The organism is Stappia sp. P2PMeth1 (assembly GCF_900185735.1).
Lineage (GTDB): Bacteria > Pseudomonadota > Alphaproteobacteria > Rhizobiales > Stappiaceae > Stappia.
Map to the genome: position 1 here is coordinate 197007 of NZ_FYAW01000015.1, position 20536 is coordinate 217542.

Genomic DNA, 20536 nt, shown 5'->3' on the forward strand with positions numbered 1-20536 from the left:
CGGGACCTTACTGCACCAGCATGGCGGTCGAGTGGGCCGCCTCGATCGCGGCGTGGTATTTCGTCACGAGCGCCCCCACCGAGGCGGCCGTGGCATCCAGGATCGGCGAGGGATAGAAGCCGAACAGGATGGTCAGGATGATCATCGGAACCAGGATCACCTTTTCGCGCAACGTCAGGTCGGTGATCGACTTCAGGCTCTCCTTGTCGAGCGCGCCGAACACCACGCGCCGGTAGAGGTAGAGCGCATAGGCGGCCGACAGGATGACGCCCGACGTCGCCAGCAGCGCCACCCAGGTGTTGACCTGGAACGCGCCCATCAGCGTCAGGAACTCGCCGACGAAGCCGCTGGTGCCCGGCAGGCCGACATTGGCCATGGTGAAGATCAGGAAGGCCACCGCGTAGAACGGCATCCGGTTGACCAGGCCGCCATAGGCGGAGATGTCGCGGGTGTGCATGCGGTCGTAGATGACGCCGACGCACAGGAACAGCGCGCCGGAGACGATGCCGTGCGACAGCATCTGGAACAGCGCGCCCTGCACGCCCTGCTCGGTCATGGTGAAGATGCCCATGGTGACATAGCCCATGTGCGCCACCGAGGAATAGGCGATCAGCTTCTTGATGTCCTCCTGGGCGAGCGCCACCAGCGAGGTGTAGACGATCGCCACGACGGACAGCGTGAACACCAGCGGCGCGAACATCTCGCTCGCCAGCGGGAACATCGGCAGCGAAAACCGCAGGAAGCCGTAGCCGCCCATCTTCAGCAGGATCGCCGCCAGGATCACCGAGCCGGCCGTCGGCGCCTCCACGTGCGCATCCGGCAGCCAGGTGTGCACCGGCCACATCGGCATCTTCACCGCGAAGGAGGCGAAGAAGGCCAGCCACAGCCAGGTCTGCATGCTTCCGGGGAAGCCATGCGCCATCAGCGTCGGGATATCGGAGGTGCCCGCATCCCAGTACATCGCCATCAGCGCGATCAGCATCAGCACCGAGCCGAGCAGCGTGTAGAGGAAGAACTTGTAGCTGGCATAGACGCGCCGCTTGCCGCCCCACACGCCGATGATCAGGAACATCGGGATCAGGCTGGCCTCGAAGAACACATAGAACATCACCAGGTCCAGCGCGCAGAACACGCCGATCATCAGCGTTTCCAGCACCAGGAAGGCGACCATGTATTCCTTCACGCGCAACTGCACGCTCTGCCAGCTCGCCAGGATGCAGAAGGGCATCAGGAAGGTGGTGAGGATGACGAACAGCATGGAAATGCCGTCGACGCCCATGCGGTAGCCGATGCTGCCGCCGAGCCACTCGCCGCTCTCCTGGAACTGGAAGCCCGGATTGCCCTTGTCGAAGCCGCCCCAGATGAACAGCGACACGATGAAGGTGAACACGGTGGTGATCAGCGCCACGCGGCGCATGTTCTCCTTCGCCCCCTCGTCCTCGCCGCGGACCAGCAGGATGAAGAAGACGCCGACCAGCGGAAGGAAGGTCGTGATCGAAAGAAGCGGCCAGTTGCTCATCAGTGAGCGCCCCCGACGGAGAACATGGACCAGGTGATCAGCGCGGCGACGCCGATCAGCATGGCGAATGCGTAGTGATAGAGATACCCGGTCTGCAGGCGCACGGCCCAGGAACTGACATCCTGGACCCGGGCGGCGATGCCGTCCGGCCCGAGCCGGTCGATCGTCGCCTCGTCGCCCTTCTTCCAGAGCTGGCGGCCGAGCCACATGGCGGGCCGGACGAAGATCACGTCATAGAGCTCGTCGAAGTACCACTTGTTCAAGAGGAAGCGGTACAGGCCGTCGTGACGCTCGGCGAGCCGCCGCGGAATCTCCGGCGAGCGGATGTAGAACAGCCAGGCGACGGCGAACCCGCCGACCATCATCACGAAGGGCGAGGCCTTCACCCACAGCGGCACCTCGTGGATGTCGTGCAGGATGTGGTTCTCCTCGGAGGTGAACAGCGCCCCCTTCCAGAAGCTCTCGTAGCCTTGGCCCATGAACACGCCGGCGAAGACAAGGCCCGCGAACACCGCACCGACCGCGAGGATCATCAGGGGCACGGTCATCACCAGCGGGCTCTCGTGCACATGCTTCATCACGTCGACGGAGGCGCGCGGCTTGCCGTGGAAGGTCATGAAGGCCAGGCGCCAGGAGTAGAACGAGGTCAGGCCCGCCGCCGCGACCGTCAGCCAGAAGCCGTACTGGGCGAAGGCATTGTGGCCGACATAGGCCGCCTCGATGACGCCGTCCTTGGAGAAGAAGCCGGCGGTCAGCGGGAAGCCGGTCAGCGCCAGCGTGCCGATCACCATCATCCAGTAGGTCAGCGGGATGTGCTTGGCGAGGCCGCCCATCTTGCGCATGTCCTGCTCGTTCGACACGGCATGGATCACCGAGCCGGCGCCGAGGAACAGCAGCGCCTTGAAGAAGGCATGCGTGAACAGGTGGAAGATCGCGATAGAATAGGCCCCGACGCCGAGCGCGACGAACATGTAGCCGAGCTGCGAGCAGGTCGAATAGGCGATCACCCGCTTGATGTCGTTCTGGACGAGGCCGACGGTCGCCGCGAAGAACGCCGTCGTCGCGCCGAAGAAGGTCACGACGGTCAGCGCGGTGTGCGACAGTTCGAACACCGGCGACAGGCGCGCCACCATGAACACGCCCGCCGTCACCATGGTGGCGGCGTGGATCAGCGCGGAGACCGGCGTCGGGCCCTCCATCGCGTCCGGCAGCCAGGTGTGCAGCAGGAACTGCGCCGACTTGCCCATGGCGCCCATGAACAGCAGCAGGCAGGTGACGGTCAGCGCCGTGTCCTGGGTGAGCTGATAGCCGAGGAAGCTCAGCACCACCTGCGGCTCGCCGGCGGCGAAGCCCTGGGCATTGGCGAAGATCGCGTCGTAATCGGTGGAATTGAACAGGACGAAGATGCCGAAGATGCCGAGGATGAAGCCGAAGTCGCCGACGCGGTTGACGATGAAGGCCTTCATCGCCGCCGCGTTCGCCGAGGGCTTCTGGTACCAGAAGCCGATCAGCAGATAGGAGGCAAGGCCGACGCCCTCCCAGCCGAAGAACATCTGCAGCAGGTTGTCGGAGGTCACCAGCGTCAGCATCGCGAAGGTGAACAGCGACAGATAGGCGAAGAAGCGCGGCCGGTGCGGATCGTGGTGCATGTAACCGATGGAGTAGACATGCACGAGCGCCGACACCGTGTTGACCACCACCAGCATGACGGCGGTCAGGGTGTCGACGCGGATCGTCCACTCCACGTCCAGCGCGCCGGAGGTCATCCAGCGCATCACCGGTTCCTTGACCACTGCGGTGTCGCCGTAGCCGATGGAAATGAAGCCGATCCACGACAGGATCGCCGCGACGATCAGCAGGCCGGAGGTGATGTATTCGCTCGCCTTGGCGCCGATCATCCGGCCGAACAGGCCGGCGATCAGGAAGCCGATCAGGGGCAGAAAGACGATAAGCTGGTACATCCTGCCCTTACCCCTTCATCATGTTGACGTCTTCAACCGCGATCGAGCCGCGGTTGCGGTAGAACACCACCAGGATCGCAAGGCCGATGGCCGCCTCGGCGGCGGCGACGGTCAGCACCAGCAGCGCGAAGACCTGCCCGACCAGATCGCCGAGGAACGCCGAGAAGGCGACCAGGTTGATGTTGACGGAGAGCAGCAGGAGCTCCACCGACATCAGGATGACGATCACGTTCTTGCGGTTCAGGAAGATGCCGAAGATTCCGATGGTGAACAGAATCGCGGCGACCGCCAGATAGTGTGACAGACCGATTTCCATGGGCGCCTCGTGATGCTCCCCCGAGTGAGACCTTCGGCGCGCGGCCCGGGCGGGCGCGCACCGTGAATGCGAGTGGCGGGATCCTCAGATCCCCTTGCCGGTTTCGACCTTGCGCACCTCGACCGACGCCTCGCGCGTGCGGCCGACCTGCGCCGAGATGTCCTGCCGCTTGACGCCCTTCCTGTGGTGCAGCGTCAGCACGATGGCGCCGATCATCGCCACCAGCAGGATCAGGCCGGCCGTCTGGAAGAACAGGATGTAGCGGGTGTAGATCAGCTCGCCGAGGGCGCGGATGTTCGACATGTCGGCGGGCAGCGGCGCGGGCGCTGCCGCGGTGCCGGCGATCTCCGGCGAGATCACCCAGGCGCCGAGCACGAACAGCAGCTCGGCCAGCAGGATCAGCCCGATCAGCCCGCCCACCGGCATGTATTGCAGGAAGCCCTGGCGCATCTCGACGAAATCGACGTCGAGCATCATCACCACGAACAGGAACAGCACCATCACCGCGCCGACATAGACGACGATCAGCAGCATCGCCAGGAACTCGGCGCCGAGCAGGATGAACAGGCCGGCGGCGTTGAAGAAGGCGAGAATCAGGAACAGGACGGAGTGGACCGGATTGCGCGAGGCGATGACCATGAAGGCCGACGCCACGGCAACCGTGGCGAAGAGATAGAAGAAGATGGCTTGCAGGACCATGTCGCGGTGTGCCCCCGTCGTCCCCGTTTAAGTCGCAGCCGCTTCGCGGCTCCAGTTGAATGGCGTGTCCGGCGCGGGTCGGCCTCGTCTTAGACCACGGGCCGCGCGCCGTCCACTCCCCGCGCCTCAGCGATAAGGCGCGTCCATCGCGATGTTGCTGGCGATCTCCCGCTCCCAACGGTCGCCGTTCGCCAGCAGCTTGTCCTTGTCGTAGTAGAGTTCCTCGCGCGTCTCGGTGGCGAACTCGAAGTTCGGTCCCTCGACGATGGCATCCACCGGACAGGCCTCCTGACAGAAGCCGCAATAGATGCACTTGACCATGTCGATATCGTAACGGGTCGTGCGCCGCGTGCCGTCGTTGCGGCGCGGGCCGGCCTCGATGGTGATCGCCTGGGCCGGGCAGATCGCCTCGCACAGCTTGCAGGCGATGCAGCGCTCCTCGCCGTTCGGATAGCGGCGCAGCGCGTGCTCGCCGCGGAAGCGCGGGCTCACCGGCCCCTTCTCGAACGGGTAGTTGATCGTCGGCTTCGGCTTGAAGAAGTAGCGCATCGCCAGGAAGAAGGCCGAGACGAACTCCTTCAGCAGAAGCGATTTTGCCGCCTGTTGCAGTGCCATGGCGTCGAGCCCCGTGGTTACGTTTTCCTCTGGCCCCGCATCGGTCCCGCGAGCCTTTCGCAAAGGCGCGGACCGCGAGCGGCCAAATCCTTGAACTGTGCCGGCATGCCGTCCCCGGCCGCCGGCTCGAAACTTTCGTCCGCCTATCCGGCGAGCGCGCTGCCGGCGAGGTATCCGACCACCGGAAACCCGACCAGCGAGAAGGCCATCACCAGGATCTGGATCTGGCCCATGTAGCGGCCGAGCAGGCTGTCGCGCCCGCCCTGCTGCCGCTTCTGTCGCTCCGCCGCCGCCCGCAACACGCCGACGACGATCTTGTAGTCGATCCAGCCCACATAGAGGCCGATGGCGGCACCGATCAGTCCGGCAATCGAGACCGACATGCCGCCCTCCCCCTACCTAGGCCGTGGCCGGCCGTTACGCGCCGGTCGGCGCCCAGCCCATCGCCATCAGCACCGCCGCGACGATGAACACCATGGCCAGCGACAGCGGCAGGAACACCTTCCAGCCGAGGCGCATCAACTGGTCGTAGCGGTAGCGCGGGACCATCGCCTTGACCATCGCGAACATGAAGAACACCAGCAGCGACTTCAGCAGGAACCAGACGAAGCCCGGCACCCAGGTGAACGGCGCGAAGTCCAGCGGCGGCAGCCAGCCGCCCATGAACAGGATGGTCGTCAGCGCGCACATCAGCGCGATCGACACATACTCGCCGAGCATGAACATCATGTAGGGCGTGGAGCCGTACTCGACCATGAAGCCGGCGACCAGCTCGGACTCGGCCTCGGCAAGGTCGAACGGCGGCCGGTTGGTTTCCGCCAGCGCCGAGATGAAGAAGATCACGAACATCGGGAACAGCGGCAGCCAGTACCAGTTCAGGAAGGCCAGCCACGGCACGCCGAGCGCGCTGGCAAGGCCGGTTTCCTGCGCCCGGACGATGTCCGAAAGGTTCAGCGAGCCGACGCACAGGAGCACCGTCACGATGACGAAGCCGATCGACACCTCGTAGGAGACCATCTGCGCCGCCGAGCGCAGCGCCGACAGGAACGGATATTTCGAGTTCGAGGCCCAGCCGCCGATGATGATGCCGTAGACGCCGAGCGAGGAAATCGCGAGGATGAACAGGATGCCGACATTGATGTCGGCGATCACCCAGCCTTCAGCGACCGGCACCACCGCCCAGGCGGTCAGCGCCAGCGTCACCGTGACCAGCGGCGCCAGCAGGAACAGGCCCTTGTTGGCGCCGGCCGGGATCACCGGCTCCTTCAGCACGAATTTCAAAAGGTCGGCGAAGGACTGCAGCAGGCCCCAGGGGCCGACCACGTTCGGGCCGCGCCGGATCTGCACCGCCGCCCAGATCTTGCGGTCGGCATACAGGATATAGGCCACGATCAGCAGCAGCGCGACCAACAGCAGCAGGCTCTGTGCCACCATGATGATCAGCGGGAAGAGGTAATCCGCCCAGAAGTCCGCCATCATTGCCCCCGTTTACTCCGCGGCCTCTGCCGCGCGTGCCTTGGCGAGGGCCGAACACTCGGCCATCGTCGCGGAGGCCCGCGCGATCGGATTGGTAAGGTAGAAGTCGGTGACCGCCGGCTGGAACGCCTCGCCGGTCATCTTGCCGCCGAGCGCGGCCGCCTTCGCGGTGCCCTCGCCGCCATCGCTGTCGATGGCGTCGATGCCGGCCATCAGCGGATGCGCCGCATAGAGCGCCTTGCGCAGTTCCTCGAGCGAATCGAACGGCAGCGCCGCGCCGAGCTGGGCCGACAGCGCCCGCAGGATCGCCCAGTCCTCGCGCGCCTCGCCCGGCGGGAAGGCGGCACGCTCGCCGAGCTGCACGCGCCCTTCCGTGTTGACGAAGGTGCCCGACTTCTCGGTATAGGCCGCCCCCGGCAGGATCACGTCGGCGCGATGCGCGCCGCGGTCGCCATGGGTGCCGATATAGACGACGAAGGCCCCGCCAAAGGCGCCCATGTCCATCTCGTCGGCGCCGAGCAGGACTACGACGTCCATCGCGCCCTCGCCGGCCGCCTGCTGGATCGCCGCCGTGCCCTTGCCGCCCTCGCCCGGCACGAAGCCGATGTCGAGGCCGCCGACGCGCGCCGCCGCCGTGTGCAGAACCGAGAAGCCGTTCCAGTCGGGCCCGACCGCGCCGACCGACTGCGCCAGCGCGGCCGCCGCCGACAGCACGGCAGCGCCATCGCTGCGCGACAGCGCGCCCTGGCCGACGATGATCAGCGGACGCTCGGCGTCCTTGAGCACCTTGGCAAAGCCGTGCTTGCCGGCCGCCAGATCCACCAGCGTCTCGGCGCCGGCGCCCAGATAGGTCGCCGGATAGGTCAGGTCGGCCGGCTGGCCGATGACGCCGACGGGGAGCGGGCCCATGCGCATGCGCTTGCGGATGCGCGAATTCAGCACCGGCGCCTCGAGCCGCGGGTTGGAGCCGATGATCAGCACCGCGTCCGCGTCCTCGATGCCCTCGATCGTCGCGTTGAACAGGTAGGAGGAGCGGCCGAGCGCCGGATCCAGCGCCGCGCCGTCCTGGCGGCAGTCGAGATTGGCCGAGCCGAGCGCGCTCATCAGGCTCTTCAGCGCGAACATTTCCTCGACGCTGGCGAGATCCCCGGCGATCGCCGCAAGCTTCTCCGGGCTCGACGCCTTGACCTTGGCGGAGATGGCCGCGAAGGCCTCGCCCCAGCTTGCCGGCCGCAGCCGGCCGTCGACGCGCACATAGGGGCGGTCGAGGCGCTGGGTCTTCAGCCCGTCCCAGATGTAGCGGGTCTTGTCGGAGATCCACTCCTCGTTGACCGCCTCGTTGAGACGCGGCAGCACGCGCATGACCTCGCGGCCGCGGGTGTCGACGCGGATCGCCGAGCCGACCGCATCCATCACGTCGATGCTCTCGGTCTTCTTCAGCTCCCAGGGCCGGGCCTGGAACGCATAGGGCTTGTGGGTCAGCGCGCCGACCGGGCACAGGTCAACGACGTTGCCCTGCATCTCCGAGGACAGCGCCTGTTCCAGATAGGAGGTGATCTCCGCGTCCTCGCCCCGGCCGATCAGGCCGAGATCGGCGACGCCGCAGACCTCCGTGGTGAAACGGACGCAACGCGTGCAATGGATGCAGCGCGTCATGATCGTCTTCACCAGCGGGCCGATATACTTGTCCTCGACGGCGCGCTTGTTCTCCGCATAGCGCGAGGAATCGACGCCATAGGCCATCGCCTGGTCCTGCAGGTCGCACTCGCCGCCCTGGTCGCAGATCGGGCAGTCGAGCGGATGGTTGATCAGCAGGAACTCCATCACGCCCTCGCGGGCCTTCTTGACCATCGGGGTCTTGGTGAAGACCTCCGGCGGCTCGCCGTTCGGGCCCGGGCGCAGGTCGCGCACGTTCATGGCGCAGGAGGCGACCGGCTTCGGCGGCCCGCCCTTCACCTCGACCAGGCACATGCGACAGTTGCCGGCGATCGACAGCCGGTCGTGGAAACAGAAGCGCGGCACCTCGGCACCCGCCGCCTCGCAAGCCTGCAGCAGCGTGTAGTCCTGCGGAACCTCGATCTCCTTGCCGTCGACAAAGATCGTCTTGTTCATGCCTTGCTGCCCTCGCGGCTTGCCCGCAGCGCCCTTGATGCGCGCGAACGTGTCGTTCTGTTTTCCGCGGCCATCTCTACGGCCGCCTTACTGTGCCGCCGCCAGCGACTGCGCCGGCTTGCGGCTCTTGGCCACATACTGGTCGATGCGCTCTTCGATCACCGGGCGGAAGTTCTTGATCAGTCCCTGGATCGGCCAGGCGGCCGCATCGCCGAGGGCGCAGATCGTATGGCCTTCCACCTGCTTGGTGACGTCGAAGAGCATGTCGATCTCTTCCTTGGAGGCGTTGCCCGCCACCATCCGCTCCATCACCCGCCACATCCAGCCCGTGCCCTCGCGGCACGGGGTGCACTGGCCGCAGCTCTCGTGCTTGTAGAAATACGAGAGCCGGGCAATCGCCTTGATGATGTCGGTGGAGCGGTCCATCACGATCACGGCCGCCGTGCCGAGGCCCGATCCCAGCCCGCGCAGGCTGTCGAAGTCCATCGGACAGTCGATGATGTTCTCGGCCGTCACGCAAGGCACCGACGAGCCGCCGGGGATCACCGCGAGCAGATTGTCCCAGCCGCCGCGAATGCCGCCGCAATGGCGCTCGATCAGCTCGCGGAAGGGAATGCCCATCTCCTCCTCGACCGTGCAGGGACGGTTGACGTGGCCGGAGACGCAGAACAGCTTGGTGCCGGCATTGTTCGGCTTGCCGAGGCCGGCGAACCAGGCGGCACCCCGGCGCAGGATCGTCGGGGCAACGGCGATCGACTCGACATTGTTCACCGTCGTCGGGCAACCGTAGAGGCCGACATTGGCCGGGAACGGCGGCTTCAGCCGCGGCTGGCCCTTCTTGCCCTCCAGGCTCTCCAGCAGCGCGGTTTCCTCGCCGCAGATATAGGCGCCGGCGCCGTGATGGACATAGATGTCGAAGTCGTAGCCGTTCTTGTTGTTCTTGCCGATCAGCCCGGCGTCATAGGCCTGGTCGATCGCCGCCTGCAGCCGCTCGCGCTCGCGGATGAACTCGCCGCGCACATAGATATAGGCGGCGATGGCGCCCATCGCGTAGCCGGCGATCAGACAGCCCTCGACCAGGGTGTGCGGGTCATGGCGCAGGATCTCGCGGTCCTTGCAGGTGCCCGGCTCCGACTCGTCCGCATTGACGACGAGATAGGCCGGACGCCCGTCCGACTCCTTCGGCATGAACGACCACTTGAGCCCGGTCGGGAAGCCGGCGCCGCCGCGCCCGCGCAGGCCCGACGTCTTCATCTCGTTGATGATCCAGTCGCGGCCCTTGTCGATGAGGCCCTTGGTGCCGTCCCAGTGGCCGCGCTGGCGCGCGCCGTCGAGGCCCCAGTCGTGCAGGCCGTAGATATTGGTGAAGATCCGGTCCTGATCCTTCAGCATCGCGATCCCCTTCCCTTACGACTCGTTGGTCGGCGCATCGCCGCTGCCGGCGCGCCTGGAGAACTCGGTTTCGCCGCCGGCCGCCAGGATCTGGGCCTGGGCGATCCAGTCCTCGCGGTCGATACGCCCCTTGAACCTCAGCCGTGTGTCGACCCAGGCCTTGTTCTCCTCGGTCCAGGCGGCGATCTGGTCGAAATGATAGACGCCGAGCTCGTTGAGGATGCCCTCGATCTTCGGGCCGACGCCCTTGATCCGCTTCAGATTGTCGGCCGCGCCGCCGCGCGCGCCTTCCAGCAGCTCAGGCCGCGTCTCGCCGGCGGTGCCGCCGGCAAGGTCGAGGCTGGTCTGCGGGCTCTCGTGGTCCTTGACGGCGGAGACGGGCCGTCCCGCCTCCATCGGCTTGGGTCCCGGATCATCGGCCGGCACGTCCGGCAGCTTGGTCTTGGTCTCGGGCTTGGCCTCGGGCTTGGCGAGATCGGCGGGCTTGCCGGGCCGGGGCGCCGGCGCCTTGGTGCTGGGGCTGGTCGCCTCGGCCGCGCCCGGAACGCCGTTATAGTCGCTGCCGCCGGCATTGATCGAGGCGCCGGCAAAGGCATGCGAGGCCACCTCGGCGCCCTTGACCACATGCGGCAGCGGATCGCCGCCGCGGGTCGTGTCGGCAAGGCCGGTCAGCGTCGTCGCGCCGCCCTCCGGCGCGCCGAAGCGGCGGCCGTTCTGCGGGCCCGGCGTCACCTCGCGCCCGGCGGAAATGTCGTCGATGAGCTGTTCCAGGCTCTCCGGCGTCAGGTCCTCGTAGGTGTCCTTGAAGATCTGCACCATCGGCGCGTTGACGCAGGCGCCAAGGCACTCGACCTCTTCCCAGGAGAAATCGCCATCCGCCGACAGTTCATGCGCATGGGCGGCGATCTTCGACTTGCACACGCGGATCAGGTCTTCGGCGCCGCGCAACTGGCACGGCGTCGTGCCGCAGACCTGGATATGCGCCTTCTTGCCGACCGGGGCGAGCTGGAACATCGTGTAGAAGGTCGCGACCTCCAGCACGCGGATGTCCGGCATGCCGAGCATTTCGGCGACATAGCGGATCGCCGGCTCGGGCAGCCAGCCGTCATGCTGTTCCTGCGCCCGCCACAGCAGCGGGATCACCGCCGAGGCCTGCCGGCCGTCGGGATAGCGCGCGATGATCTTCCTGGCCCATTCCAGATTGGCCGCCGTGAAGGCGAAGCTCGCGGGCTGCTCAGGGTGAAGGCGACGAACGGCCATTACCGGTCAACCTCTCCGAACACGATGTCGAGGGAGCCGAGCACCGCCGACACGTCGGCCAACTGGTGTCCACGGCACATGAAATCCATCGCCTGCAGATGGGCAAAGCCGGGGGCCTTGATCTTGCAGCGATAGGGCTTGTTGCTGCCGTCGGCGACGAGATAGACGCCGAACTCGCCCTTCGGCGCCTCGACGGCCGCATAGACTTCGCCTTCCGGCACGCGGTAACCTTCCGTGTAGAGCTTGAAGTGGTGGATCAGCGCTTCCATCGAGCGCTTCATCTCGCCGCGCTTGGGCGGAACCACCTTGCCGTCGACCGACGACACCGGCCCCTTTTCCACCGTCAGCTTCTCCAGGCACTGCTTCATCAGCCGCACCGACTGGCGCATCTCTTCCATGCGGATCAGATAGCGGTCGTAGCAGTCGCCGTTCTTGCCGATCGGGATGTCGAAATCGAGTTCGGCATAGCACTCATAGGGCTGCGCCTTGCGCAGGTCCCAGGCCGCGCCCGAGCCGCGCACCATGACGCCGGAGAAGCCCCGCGCCCAGGCGTCCTCCAGCGACACCACGCCGATATCGACGTTGCGCTGCTTGAAGATGCGGTTGTCGGTCAACAGGCCCTCGATATCGTCCAGCGACTGCAGGAACGGATCGCAGAAGTCCCAGATGTCGTCGAGCAGCTCCTTCGGCAGGTCCTGGTGCACGCCGCCCGGCCGCACATAGGCGGCATGCATGCGCGCGCCGCAGGCCCGCTCGTAGAACACCATCAGCTCCTCGCGCGGCTCGAAGCCCCACAGCGGCGGGGTCAGCGCGCCGACGTCGAGCGCCTGCGTCGTCACGTTCAGCAGGTGCGACAGGATCCGGCCGATCTCCGAATAGAGCACGCGGATGAGCTGGCCGCGCTTGGGCACGGTGATGCCGAGCATCTTCTCGACCGCCAGCGCGAAGGCATGCTCCTGGTTCATCGGCGCGACATAGTCGAGCCGGTCGAAATAGGGCACCGCCTGCAGGTAGGTCTTGTGCTCGATCAGCTTCTCGGTGCCGCGATGCAGCAGACCGATATGCGGATCGACGCGCGTCACCACCTCGCCGTCCAGCTCCAGCACCAGGCGCAGCACGCCGTGCGCCGCCGGATGCTGCGGACCGAAATTGATGTTGAAGTTGCGGACCTGAGCCTCTGCCATCGGCTGCCTCAATTGGTCTTGGCTTTTTCGTCGCCGGGCAGGATGTAGTCCGCACCCTCCCAAGGCGACATGAAGTCGAAGTCGCGGAATTCCTGGGTGAGCCGCACCGGCTCGTACACCACCCGCTTCTTCTCGTCGTCGTAGCGAACCTCGACATAGCCCGTCAGCGGGAAATCCTTGCGCAGCGGATGGCCGTCGAAGCCGTAGTCGGTCAGGATGCGGCGCAGGTCCGGATGGCCGGAGAACAGCACGCCATACATGTCATAGGCCTCGCGCTCGAACCATTCCGCGCCGGGGAACACGTCGACGATGGAGGGCACCGGCGTCTCCTCGTCGGCCATCACCTTGACGCGGATGCGCAGGTTCTGCTTCGGCGACAGGAAGTGGTAGACCACGTCGAAGCGGTTGTCCCGCTTCGGCCAATCGACGCCGCACAGGTCCGTCAGGTTGACGAACTGGCAACTGGAATCGTCGCGCAGGAACCGCACCACCTGGACGATCTCGGAAGCCCGCGCGACGAGCGTCAGCTCCCCATACGCGACCTTGTAGCCGTCGAGGGCATCGCCCAGATGCGCCTGAATGTGTTCGCCAAGCTCGGCGAGCGTCTCGTCCATGATCCTGACCCGTCTAGTCGCTTGCGGGAGGCGCGCCGGCCGGGCCGGCGCTCCGCTGGCGGCGTTCAGCGTTCGATCGTTCCGGTGCGGCGGATCTTCTTCTGCAGCAGAAGAACGCCGTAGAGCAGCGCCTCGGCGGTCGGGGGACAGCCGGGAACATAGATGTCGACCGGCACCACCCGGTCGCAGCCGCGCACCACCGAATAGGAGTAGTGGTAATAGCCGCCGCCATTGGCGCAGGAGCCCATGGAAATGACATAGCGCGGCTCCGGCATCTGGTCATAGACCTTGCGCAGGGCCGGAGCCATCTTGTTGGTCAGCGTGCCGGCGACGATCATCACGTCCGACTGGCGCGGCGAGGCGCGCGGCGCGAAGCCGAAGCGCTCGGCGTCATAGCGCGGCATCGACATCTGCATCATCTCGACCGCGCAGCAGGCGAGACCGAAGGTCATCCACATCAGCGAGCCGGTGCGCGCCCACTGGATCAGATTGTCGGTGGCGGTGACGACGAAGCCCTTGTCGGCCAGTTCGTCGTTGATCTCCATGAAGAACGGATCGCTCGCCCCGACAGGCTTGCCGGTGGCCGGGTCCAGGACGCCCTTCGGGGCCTGGGCGATGAGCGGCTGCTGCGAGGTCAGTCCCATTCCAGGGCCCCCTTCTTCCATTCGTAGATGAAGCCGACGGTCAGCACGCCGAGGAAGGCCATCATCGACCAGAAGCCGTACCAGCCGAGATCGCCGAACGCGACCGCCCAGGGGAACAGGAACGCCACTTCGAGATCGAAGATGATGAACAGCAGCGCGACCAGATAGAAGCGGATGTCGAACTTCATGCGCGCGTCGTCGAAGGCGTTGAAGCCGCACTCGTAGGCCGACAGCTTTTCCGAATCGGGATTCTTGTAGGCGAGCAGGAACGGCGAAATCAAAAGCGCGAGGCCGATGACGAGCGCAACCCCGATGAAGACGAGGATCGGAACGTAATCTCTCAGGAGCTCTTCCATGTCCTAATGTCCTTCCGCCGGGCCTTTTGCGCCGCGACAGCCTGCGCTGCCTGCGACATTCCCGGCCGCGCGACGCGCAGCCGGTCCCTCTCCCGGCGATTGCGGCGGATGCGCGTGGAGGCACGCTCCCGCCTGTGCCCATGGGGCACGCTTAGCCCACGCTCAATCGCAACGCAAGTCCGACGACGGTGTAATCGAAAGCGGTTTTTTTCGGGCGCGAAAGGCTCCTGCGTCGACGGGCGGTGCCCGGCCGACATCCCGGCGGCGGATCGGCGGGCCGGCCGCCCGGCGGCGGCAGCCGCCAGCGCCGCGCAGGGATGCGCCGGCATGCCGCACACAACAGGGTCTGGAAGAAAAAGGGGCGAGTGGCGCGAGTGACGGGGCTCGAACCCGCGACCTCCGGCGTGACAGGCCGGCACTCTAACCAACTGAGCTACACCCGCTCGCCCGCTTCGCAGTGCTGCGAAAGGCTCCCGTAAAAGGTGAGTGGCGCGAGTGACGGGGCTCGAACCCGCGACCTCCGGCGTGACAGGCCGGCACTCTAACCAACTGAGCTACACCCGCTCACCTCTTGGCGACGCTTGGCCGCCGGGAGTGGCGGTGATGTACGGCGCCCCGCGCGCCAAGTCAAGCGCAAGCGGCCCCGCATGTGACGATTGTGCGAAGTGGCTTGGCCCGCGCCCTCCCCGCTTGTGGAAAACGAAACGGACGCGCCCGGCAAGGCGCGTCCGTTGCAGCGTTCCGTCGCGCTCCGCGCGTGACCGGCGGGCGAAAACCGTTACAGGCTCGCGAGATACTTCATCGGGTCGACCGGCTTGTTGCCCCGGCGCAGCTCGAAGTGGAGCTGCGGCTGGCTGACCGATCCGGTGGACCCGGCCCGGGCGATGGTCTGGCCGCGCTGGACGCTGTCGCCCCGCTTCACCAGCAGCGCGCTGTTATGGGCATAGGCGGAGACCCAGCCGTCGTCGTGACGGATCAGCACCAGGTTGCCGAAGCCTTTCAGCTCGTTGCCCGAGTAGATCACCGTGCCGTTTTCCACCGATTTGATCTCGGTGCCCTCCGGCAGGGCCAGGTTGATGCCGTCATTATGCGCCCCGCCCGGCTTCGGGCCGAACTCGGAGATGATCCGCCCCCGCGCCGGCCAGCGGAACCGCCGCTCGCCATTGGCGGCCGGCGCCGGCTCGCTGTCCTGGGTGACCGCGACCGGCGCCACCGGAGCCGGTTCGCTGCGGGCGACCGCCGGGGTGACCGGCGTCGTCGGCGCGGCGGCGACCGGCTGGGTCGGCCGGCTGGACAGGGCGGAGGGCTTGCTCTTGGGCTGGCTGCCACTGGCCTTGCCAGGCTGCACCGAGGTCGCGGCGGCGACCCGTGCGCCGGGCTTTGCCTGCGGCCGCGGCGCACTGGCAAGCGTGCCGTTGCCGGAAATCGATCCGGTGACGCCCGGCGAGCCGCCGGCCGCCGGCAGGCGCGTCGGCTGCGCCGGGGCGGCGGCCGCGACATTCGGGGCGCCGTGCACATAGGTCGGGATGGTCACCCGCTGGCCGGCGGCGAAACCGTCGTTCGGCCCGACGCCGTTGATGTCGGCCAGCACGTTCTGGGGAATGCCGTAGCGCCGCGACAGGCCGGAGACCGTATCGCCCTGGCGGGCCGTCACCTGGGTGGCGCCCGCCGTCGTCCAGCCGCGCACCGTGCGCACCGGCGCGCCGTCCGGCGCCGCCGTGGCGCTGGCCGGCAACGAGGCCTGCGCGGGCGCCGGGGCCGTGCTGCGCATCGGAGTGATCGAGCCGGTCGAGACCTGCTGGTTGGCGCCTGGCGGCGGCGGCAGCGTCGACCGCTGCACCGCGCTGGCGCTCTGGCTGGGACCGGCCACCACGCTGTCGTAGCTCGGCTGGGATTTGCTGCCCAGCATCGCGCGCTGATTGTCGGTATTGCCGGTGAAGATCGGCTCCGCGAACCGCTCGACGCCGCCGCTGCAGGCTCCCGCGAGCGCGGCAAGCACGAGCACCACGGCAGTCTGCGCAAGCAGTCGGGATCTGGGGCGAAGAACCTGCATTGTCATGGCGCTACTCGGACTGAAGACACCTGAGTTCATGATGTCGATTAAATGCCGGTAACGTTGATAAAGACTTAAAGTCGCAGCTTCGCCGTAAACCAATTTGCGTTTTGTGCCGGAACTCTCGCACGCGCCCTGCCGCCCCTCGCAGCGCCCAAGCGCGATTACAGCCGGCTGGCGACCCCTTCGACCAGCGGCACGAAGCGCACGTCCGCCAGCACCTTTTCCGACAGCCGGCCGCCCTGCTTCTCCGCCAGCACCAGCCGCTGGATGCTGCCGCTCGGTCCGCGCGGCATGATCAGCTTGCCGCCCTCGGCCAGTTGCTCGACCAGCGCGGCGGGGATTTCGGGGCCGGCGGCGGTGACGATGATGCGGTCGAACGGCGCCTGCTCCGCAAGGCCCTCCATGCCGTCGCCGTGATGCACCCGCACCGTGTCGATGCGCAGCGAGGCCAGCCGCTCGCGCGCGAGGTCCACCAGGGTGCGGTAGCGTTCGATACTGTGCACCTCGCCCGCCATCAGGCCGAGGATCGCCGCCTGGAAGCCGGAGCCGGTGCCGATCTCCAGCACCTTGTGGCCGGGCTGGACGTCCAGCGCATCGGTCATCCGCGCGACGAGGCTCGGCTGCGAGATGGTCTGGCCGCATTCGATGGGAAGCGCGGTGTCCTCGCCCGCGTGGCGCTGCAGCTCGGCCGACAGGAACAGCCGGCGCGGCACCCGCTCCATCGCCGAGAGCAGCCGCGTGTTGCGGATGCCCTGCGAGCGCAGGCGCAGGATCAGCGCGGCGGTCGCCTCGCGGTCGGCCTCCGCCTGCCGCTCGGCGGCGCTGCGCGGGTCCTCGCCATCGGCGGACCAGCCGTTCTCCCGGCCGTCTCCCGTATCGCTCACCAGCCTCTCCTCCCTCGGCCATCGCCGGCCGGGGGGCGCGAGATGCGCCGTCAGCCGAGCAGGTCCTTCAGTTCGCCGAGCAGGTCGTGCGCCGTCAAGTCCAGCTTCAGCGGCGTCACCGAAATCCGGTTGTGCGCCATCGCCGAAAGGTCGGTGTCGCGCGGCGGATCCTCCTGGGCGCTGCGGAAGCCGAGCCAGTAATAGGGCACGCCGCGCGCGTCGGTGCGCGCATCGACCCCGAGTTCGCTGACCTTGCGCTTGCCCTGGCGGGTCACCTCGATGCCCTCGACCTCCTCCGCGCGACAGGCCGGGAAGTTGACGTTGAGCAGCGTGTCTGGCGGGAAGCTGAAGCCCAGCAGCCGGTCGATCAGCGCCGGCCCGTGAGCAAGAGCGCAGGAATAGTCGGCCGGCGCGCCCTTCGCCCAGGCGACGCCCTGCGACAGGGCGATGGAGCGCACGCCCATCAGCGTGCCTTCCATGGCGCCGGCAATGGTGCCGGAATAGGTCACGTCGTCGGCCGCGTTCTGCCCGCGGTTGACGCCGGACAGGATCAGGTCCGGCCGCTTGTCGGTCAGGATCTCGCGCACGCCCATGATGACGCAGTCGGTCGGCGTGCCGCGCACGGAGTAGCGGCGATCGCCCATTTCCCGCAGGCGCAGCGGATCATGCAGGGTCAGCGAATGGGCGACGCCCGACTGGTCGGTCTCCGGCGCCACCACCCACACGTCGTCGGTCAGCTCCCGGGCGATCTGTTCCAGCGCGGCGAAGCCGGCCGCGTGGATACCGTCGTCATTGGTCAGCAGGATACGCATCACAGCCCCTCGATCATGTCGATGCCGCCCATATACGGCCGTAGCGCCTCGGGCACCGTGATGCTGCCGTCGGCGTTCTGGTAGTTTTCGAGCACGGCGATCAGCGCGCGGCCGACGGCAAGGCCCGAGCCGTTCAGCGTGTGGACGAACTTGAGGCCCTTCTCGCCCTGCGGGCGGTAGCGCGCGTTCATCCGCCGGGCCTGGAAGTCGCCGCAGACCGAGCAGCTCGAAATCTCGCGATAGGCGTCCTGCCCCGGCAGCCAGACCTCGATGTCATAGGTCTTGCGCGCGCCGAAGCCCATGTCGCCGGCCGACAGCGCCATCACCCGGTAGGGCAGCCCGAGCCGCTTCAGCACCTCTTCGGCGCAGCCGGTCATCCGCTCCAGTTCATCGAGCGAGTCTTCCGCGCGGGTCACCGACACCAGCTCGCATTTCCAGAACTGGTGCTGGCGCAGCATGCCGCGCACGTCGCGCCCGGCCGAGCCGGCTTCCGAGCGGAAGCACGGGGTCAGCGCGGTGACGCGCAAGGGCAGTTCCGCCTCGTCCAGCGTCTCGCCGGCCACCATGTTGGTCAGCGGCACCTCGGCGGTCGGGATCAGCCAGCGCCCGTCGGTGGTCTTGAACAGGTCCTCGGCGAATTTCGGAAGCTGCGAGGTGCCGTAGAGCGCCTCGTCGCGCACCAGCAGCGGCGGCGACACTTCCATATAGCCGTGCTCGCCGGTCTGCAGGTCCATCATGAACTGGCCGAGCGCCCGCTCCAGCCGGGCAAGCCGGCCCTGCAGCAGCACGAAGCGCGCGCCGGCGATGCGCGCGGCCCGCTCGAAGGCAAGGCCCGGCAGCGCGCCGGCGATCTCGAAATGCTCTTTCGGCTGGAAGTCGAAGGCCCGCGGCGTGCCGACGCGGCGCACTTCCACGTTGTCGCTCTCGTCCTTGCCGTCCGGCACGTCGTCATGCGGCATGTTGGGCAGCACCGACAGGGCATCCTGCAGTTCGGCATCGATCTGCCGCTCCTGCTCCTCGCCCTGCTGGATCTTCGCCTTGAGGCTCGCCACCTCGTCGATCACCGCCTGGGCGGCGGCCTCGTCGCCGGAGGCCTTCGCCTTGCCGATCTCGCGCGAGGCGGCGTTGCGCCGCTCCTGCGCCTGCTGCAGCTCGGCGACGAGCGCCCGCCGCCGGTCGTCGATGGCGATCAGCCGCGCCGCCTGCGGCTCCAGCCCGCGCCGGTCCATGGCGCGGTCGAAAGCCGCCGCATTGTCGCGGATCCACTTGATGTCGAACATGAGAAACCCCGGGATAGCTGCCGGCGCGCCGTGATGGCGGATCGTCCGTCGCGGCCCCGGGTCAGGCCTCCGCCTCGGCGGCGGCCTCCCGCTCGGCCCGCTTCTTCTCGACCAGCCTGACGCAGATGATGGACACTTCGTAGAGAAGCAGGGTGGGAAGTGCAAGGCCGATCTGGCTGATCGGGTCCGGCGGGGTCAGCACCGCCGCCGCGACGAAGGCGACGACGATGGCATACTTGCGCTTGGTCCGCAGCCCGTCGGCGCTGACCAGGCCGACACGGCCGAGCAGGGTCAGCAGCACCGGCAACTGGAACACCAGGCCGAAGGCGAAGATCAGCGTCATGATCAGGCCGAGATACTCGCTCACCCGCGCCATGAGCTGGATCTTGGCGGTGCCGCCCGAGCCGTCCTGCTCCATCGACAGGAAGAAGCCCATGGCGAGCGGCATCACCAGGAAGAACACCAGCGAGGCGCCGATGGCGAACAGGATCGGCGTCGCCACCAGGAAGGGCAGGAAGGCGCCGCGCTCGTGCTTGTAGAGGCCGGGGGCGACGAACATGTAGAGCTGGCCGGCGATCACCGGGAAGGCGACGAACAGCGCGCCGAAGAAGGCGAGCTTCAACTGGGTGAAGAACAGCTCCTGCGGCGCGGTATAGATCATCTCCACCGGATGGCCGGCGGCATTCTCATACGGGATGATGAGGATGTTGTAGATGTCCTTGGCGAAATAGAAGCACACGAGGAACGCGATCAGCGTCGCCACCACCGACTTCAGCAGCCGGCTGCGCAGTTCGATCAAGTGCTCGATGAGCGGCGCCTTGGAGGCGTCGATGTCTTCCTGGCTCATGCCGTCCTGTCACTCGCCGTGTTGGCCGCCGCCGTATTGGCTGTCGTCGTGTTGGCCGTGTCGCTGTCGGACGGCATCGCGGCGTCCGGCGCGCTCTCCGAGGCTGCCTCGCCCGAAGCCGCGTTTCCCGGCTTGGCGGTTTCCGCAGCCGGCACCGCTGGCGCGGCGGTCTCCGCCGGCTTCTTCGGCGCCGGTTTCGGCGTCTTGAAGTCCGCCTCGATGGACTTCTTGATGTCGCCGAGCGGGTCGAAATTCGCCGCCTTCTCGACCTGCTTCTTCATGTCGGCGATGTCGGCCTGCTGCTCGGCCTCGCGCAAGGCCTCGTTGAAGGTCGACTGGAACTCGCCGGCCATCCGCCGCACCTTGCCGATCGTCTGGCCGAACGTGCGCAGCATGCGCGGCAGGTCCTTCGGCCCCACGACAAGGATCATGACGACCGCGACAACAATCAGTTCCGTCCAGCCGATGTCGAACATCTCGGTCCGTTTTCCGCGCTCGAAAGGTCAGTG

Annotated in this window: 20 protein-coding genes and 2 tRNA genes; all 22 read right to left on the minus strand. The window is 67.2% G+C overall.

What is annotated here, in order from left to right; translation table 11 throughout:
* Window positions 1-7 precede the first annotated feature (7 nt).
* The gene (locus tag P2PM1_RS08280; protein WP_186398777.1) at window positions 8-1519 is read right to left on the minus strand and encodes an NADH-quinone oxidoreductase subunit M; all 1512 of its coding nucleotides are present in this window, start codon (window positions 1517-1519) and stop codon (window positions 8-10) included.
* Complete coding sequence (gene nuoL, locus P2PM1_RS08285; RefSeq protein ID WP_186398778.1) at window positions 1519-3480, minus strand: NADH-quinone oxidoreductase subunit L; 1962 nt, start codon at window positions 3478-3480, stop codon at window positions 1519-1521. The genes P2PM1_RS08280 and nuoL overlap by 1 nt, the downstream gene beginning before the upstream one ends.
* A gap of 7 nt (window positions 3481-3487) precedes the next feature.
* Window positions 3488-3796: an NADH-quinone oxidoreductase subunit NuoK gene (gene nuoK / locus P2PM1_RS08290; RefSeq protein ID WP_067215325.1), complete on the minus strand. Its 309-nt coding sequence runs from the start codon at window positions 3794-3796 to the stop codon at window positions 3488-3490.
* Between the two features lie 84 nt (window positions 3797-3880).
* A complete protein-coding gene (locus P2PM1_RS08295; RefSeq protein WP_186387944.1) occupies window positions 3881-4495 on the minus strand; it encodes an NADH-quinone oxidoreductase subunit J in 615 nt (204 codons plus the stop codon).
* Between the two features lie 126 nt (window positions 4496-4621).
* Window positions 4622-5110: an NADH-quinone oxidoreductase subunit NuoI gene (nuoI, locus tag P2PM1_RS08300; protein WP_158192388.1), complete on the minus strand. Its 489-nt coding sequence runs from the start codon at window positions 5108-5110 to the stop codon at window positions 4622-4624.
* Window positions 5111-5253: 143 nt separating this feature from the next.
* Window positions 5254-5493, minus strand: a complete 240-nt coding sequence (locus tag P2PM1_RS08305) for a hypothetical protein (protein ID WP_186387943.1) — start codon at window positions 5491-5493, stop codon at window positions 5254-5256.
* A gap of 34 nt (window positions 5494-5527) precedes the next feature.
* On the minus strand, window positions 5528-6586 hold the full coding sequence (gene nuoH, locus P2PM1_RS08310) for an NADH-quinone oxidoreductase subunit NuoH (RefSeq protein ID WP_186388036.1): 1059 nt from the start codon (window positions 6584-6586) through the stop codon (window positions 5528-5530).
* A 12-nt stretch (window positions 6587-6598) separates the two neighbouring features.
* Complete coding sequence (gene nuoG, locus P2PM1_RS08315; RefSeq protein ID WP_186398779.1) at window positions 6599-8698, minus strand: NADH-quinone oxidoreductase subunit NuoG; 2100 nt, start codon at window positions 8696-8698, stop codon at window positions 6599-6601.
* 87 nt (window positions 8699-8785) lie between these two features.
* A complete protein-coding gene (gene nuoF / locus P2PM1_RS08320) occupies window positions 8786-10090 on the minus strand; it encodes an NADH-quinone oxidoreductase subunit NuoF (RefSeq protein ID WP_186398780.1) in 1305 nt (434 codons plus the stop codon).
* Between the two features lie 15 nt (window positions 10091-10105).
* On the minus strand, window positions 10106-11350 hold the full coding sequence (gene nuoE / locus P2PM1_RS08325) for an NADH-quinone oxidoreductase subunit NuoE (RefSeq protein WP_186398781.1): 1245 nt from the start codon (window positions 11348-11350) through the stop codon (window positions 10106-10108).
* A complete protein-coding gene (locus P2PM1_RS08330; protein WP_186387939.1) occupies window positions 11350-12534 on the minus strand; it encodes an NADH-quinone oxidoreductase subunit D in 1185 nt (394 codons plus the stop codon). Before P2PM1_RS08330 ends, nuoE begins: the two co-directional genes overlap by 1 nt.
* An 8-nt stretch (window positions 12535-12542) precedes the next feature.
* Window positions 12543-13148, minus strand: a complete 606-nt coding sequence (locus P2PM1_RS08335) for an NADH-quinone oxidoreductase subunit C (RefSeq protein ID WP_371515088.1) — start codon at window positions 13146-13148, stop codon at window positions 12543-12545.
* A 65-nt stretch (window positions 13149-13213) separates the two neighbouring features.
* Window positions 13214-13792 carry an NADH-quinone oxidoreductase subunit B family protein gene (locus tag P2PM1_RS08340; RefSeq protein WP_186398782.1) on the minus strand — a complete coding sequence of 193 codons (579 nt, stop codon included), beginning with the start codon at window positions 13790-13792 and terminating at the stop codon, window positions 13214-13216.
* Window positions 13783-14148, minus strand: coding sequence for an NADH-quinone oxidoreductase subunit A (locus tag P2PM1_RS08345; protein ID WP_186397342.1), 366 nt, complete (start codon window positions 14146-14148; stop codon window positions 13783-13785). Before P2PM1_RS08345 ends, P2PM1_RS08340 begins: the two co-directional genes overlap by 10 nt.
* A 366-nt stretch (window positions 14149-14514) precedes the next feature.
* Window positions 14515-14591 (minus strand) — tRNA-Asp (locus tag P2PM1_RS08350).
* A 44-nt stretch (window positions 14592-14635) separates the two neighbouring features.
* Window positions 14636-14712, minus strand: a tRNA-Asp gene (locus P2PM1_RS08355).
* Window positions 14713-14926: 214 nt separating this feature from the next.
* Window positions 14927-16156: a M23 family metallopeptidase gene (locus P2PM1_RS08360; protein WP_208985220.1), complete on the minus strand. Its 1230-nt coding sequence runs from the start codon at window positions 16154-16156 to the stop codon at window positions 14927-14929.
* 209 nt (window positions 16157-16365) lie between these two features.
* Window positions 16366-17088: a protein-L-isoaspartate(D-aspartate) O-methyltransferase gene (locus P2PM1_RS08365; RefSeq protein WP_186397344.1), complete on the minus strand. Its 723-nt coding sequence runs from the start codon at window positions 17086-17088 to the stop codon at window positions 16366-16368.
* A gap of 50 nt (window positions 17089-17138) precedes the next feature.
* Window positions 17139-17900: a 5'/3'-nucleotidase SurE gene (surE, locus tag P2PM1_RS08370; RefSeq protein ID WP_186387934.1), complete on the minus strand. Its 762-nt coding sequence runs from the start codon at window positions 17898-17900 to the stop codon at window positions 17139-17141.
* Window positions 17900-19180: a serine--tRNA ligase gene (serS, locus tag P2PM1_RS08375; RefSeq protein WP_186398783.1), complete on the minus strand. Its 1281-nt coding sequence runs from the start codon at window positions 19178-19180 to the stop codon at window positions 17900-17902. The genes surE and serS overlap by 1 nt, the downstream gene beginning before the upstream one ends.
* Window positions 19181-19241: 61 nt before the next feature.
* Window positions 19242-20027: a twin-arginine translocase subunit TatC gene (tatC, locus tag P2PM1_RS08380; RefSeq protein WP_186397347.1), complete on the minus strand. Its 786-nt coding sequence runs from the start codon at window positions 20025-20027 to the stop codon at window positions 19242-19244.
* Window positions 20024-20503: a Sec-independent protein translocase protein TatB gene (gene tatB, locus P2PM1_RS08385; RefSeq protein WP_186398784.1), complete on the minus strand. Its 480-nt coding sequence runs from the start codon at window positions 20501-20503 to the stop codon at window positions 20024-20026. The genes tatC and tatB overlap by 4 nt, the downstream gene beginning before the upstream one ends.
* Window positions 20504-20536: the final 33 nt, after the last annotated feature.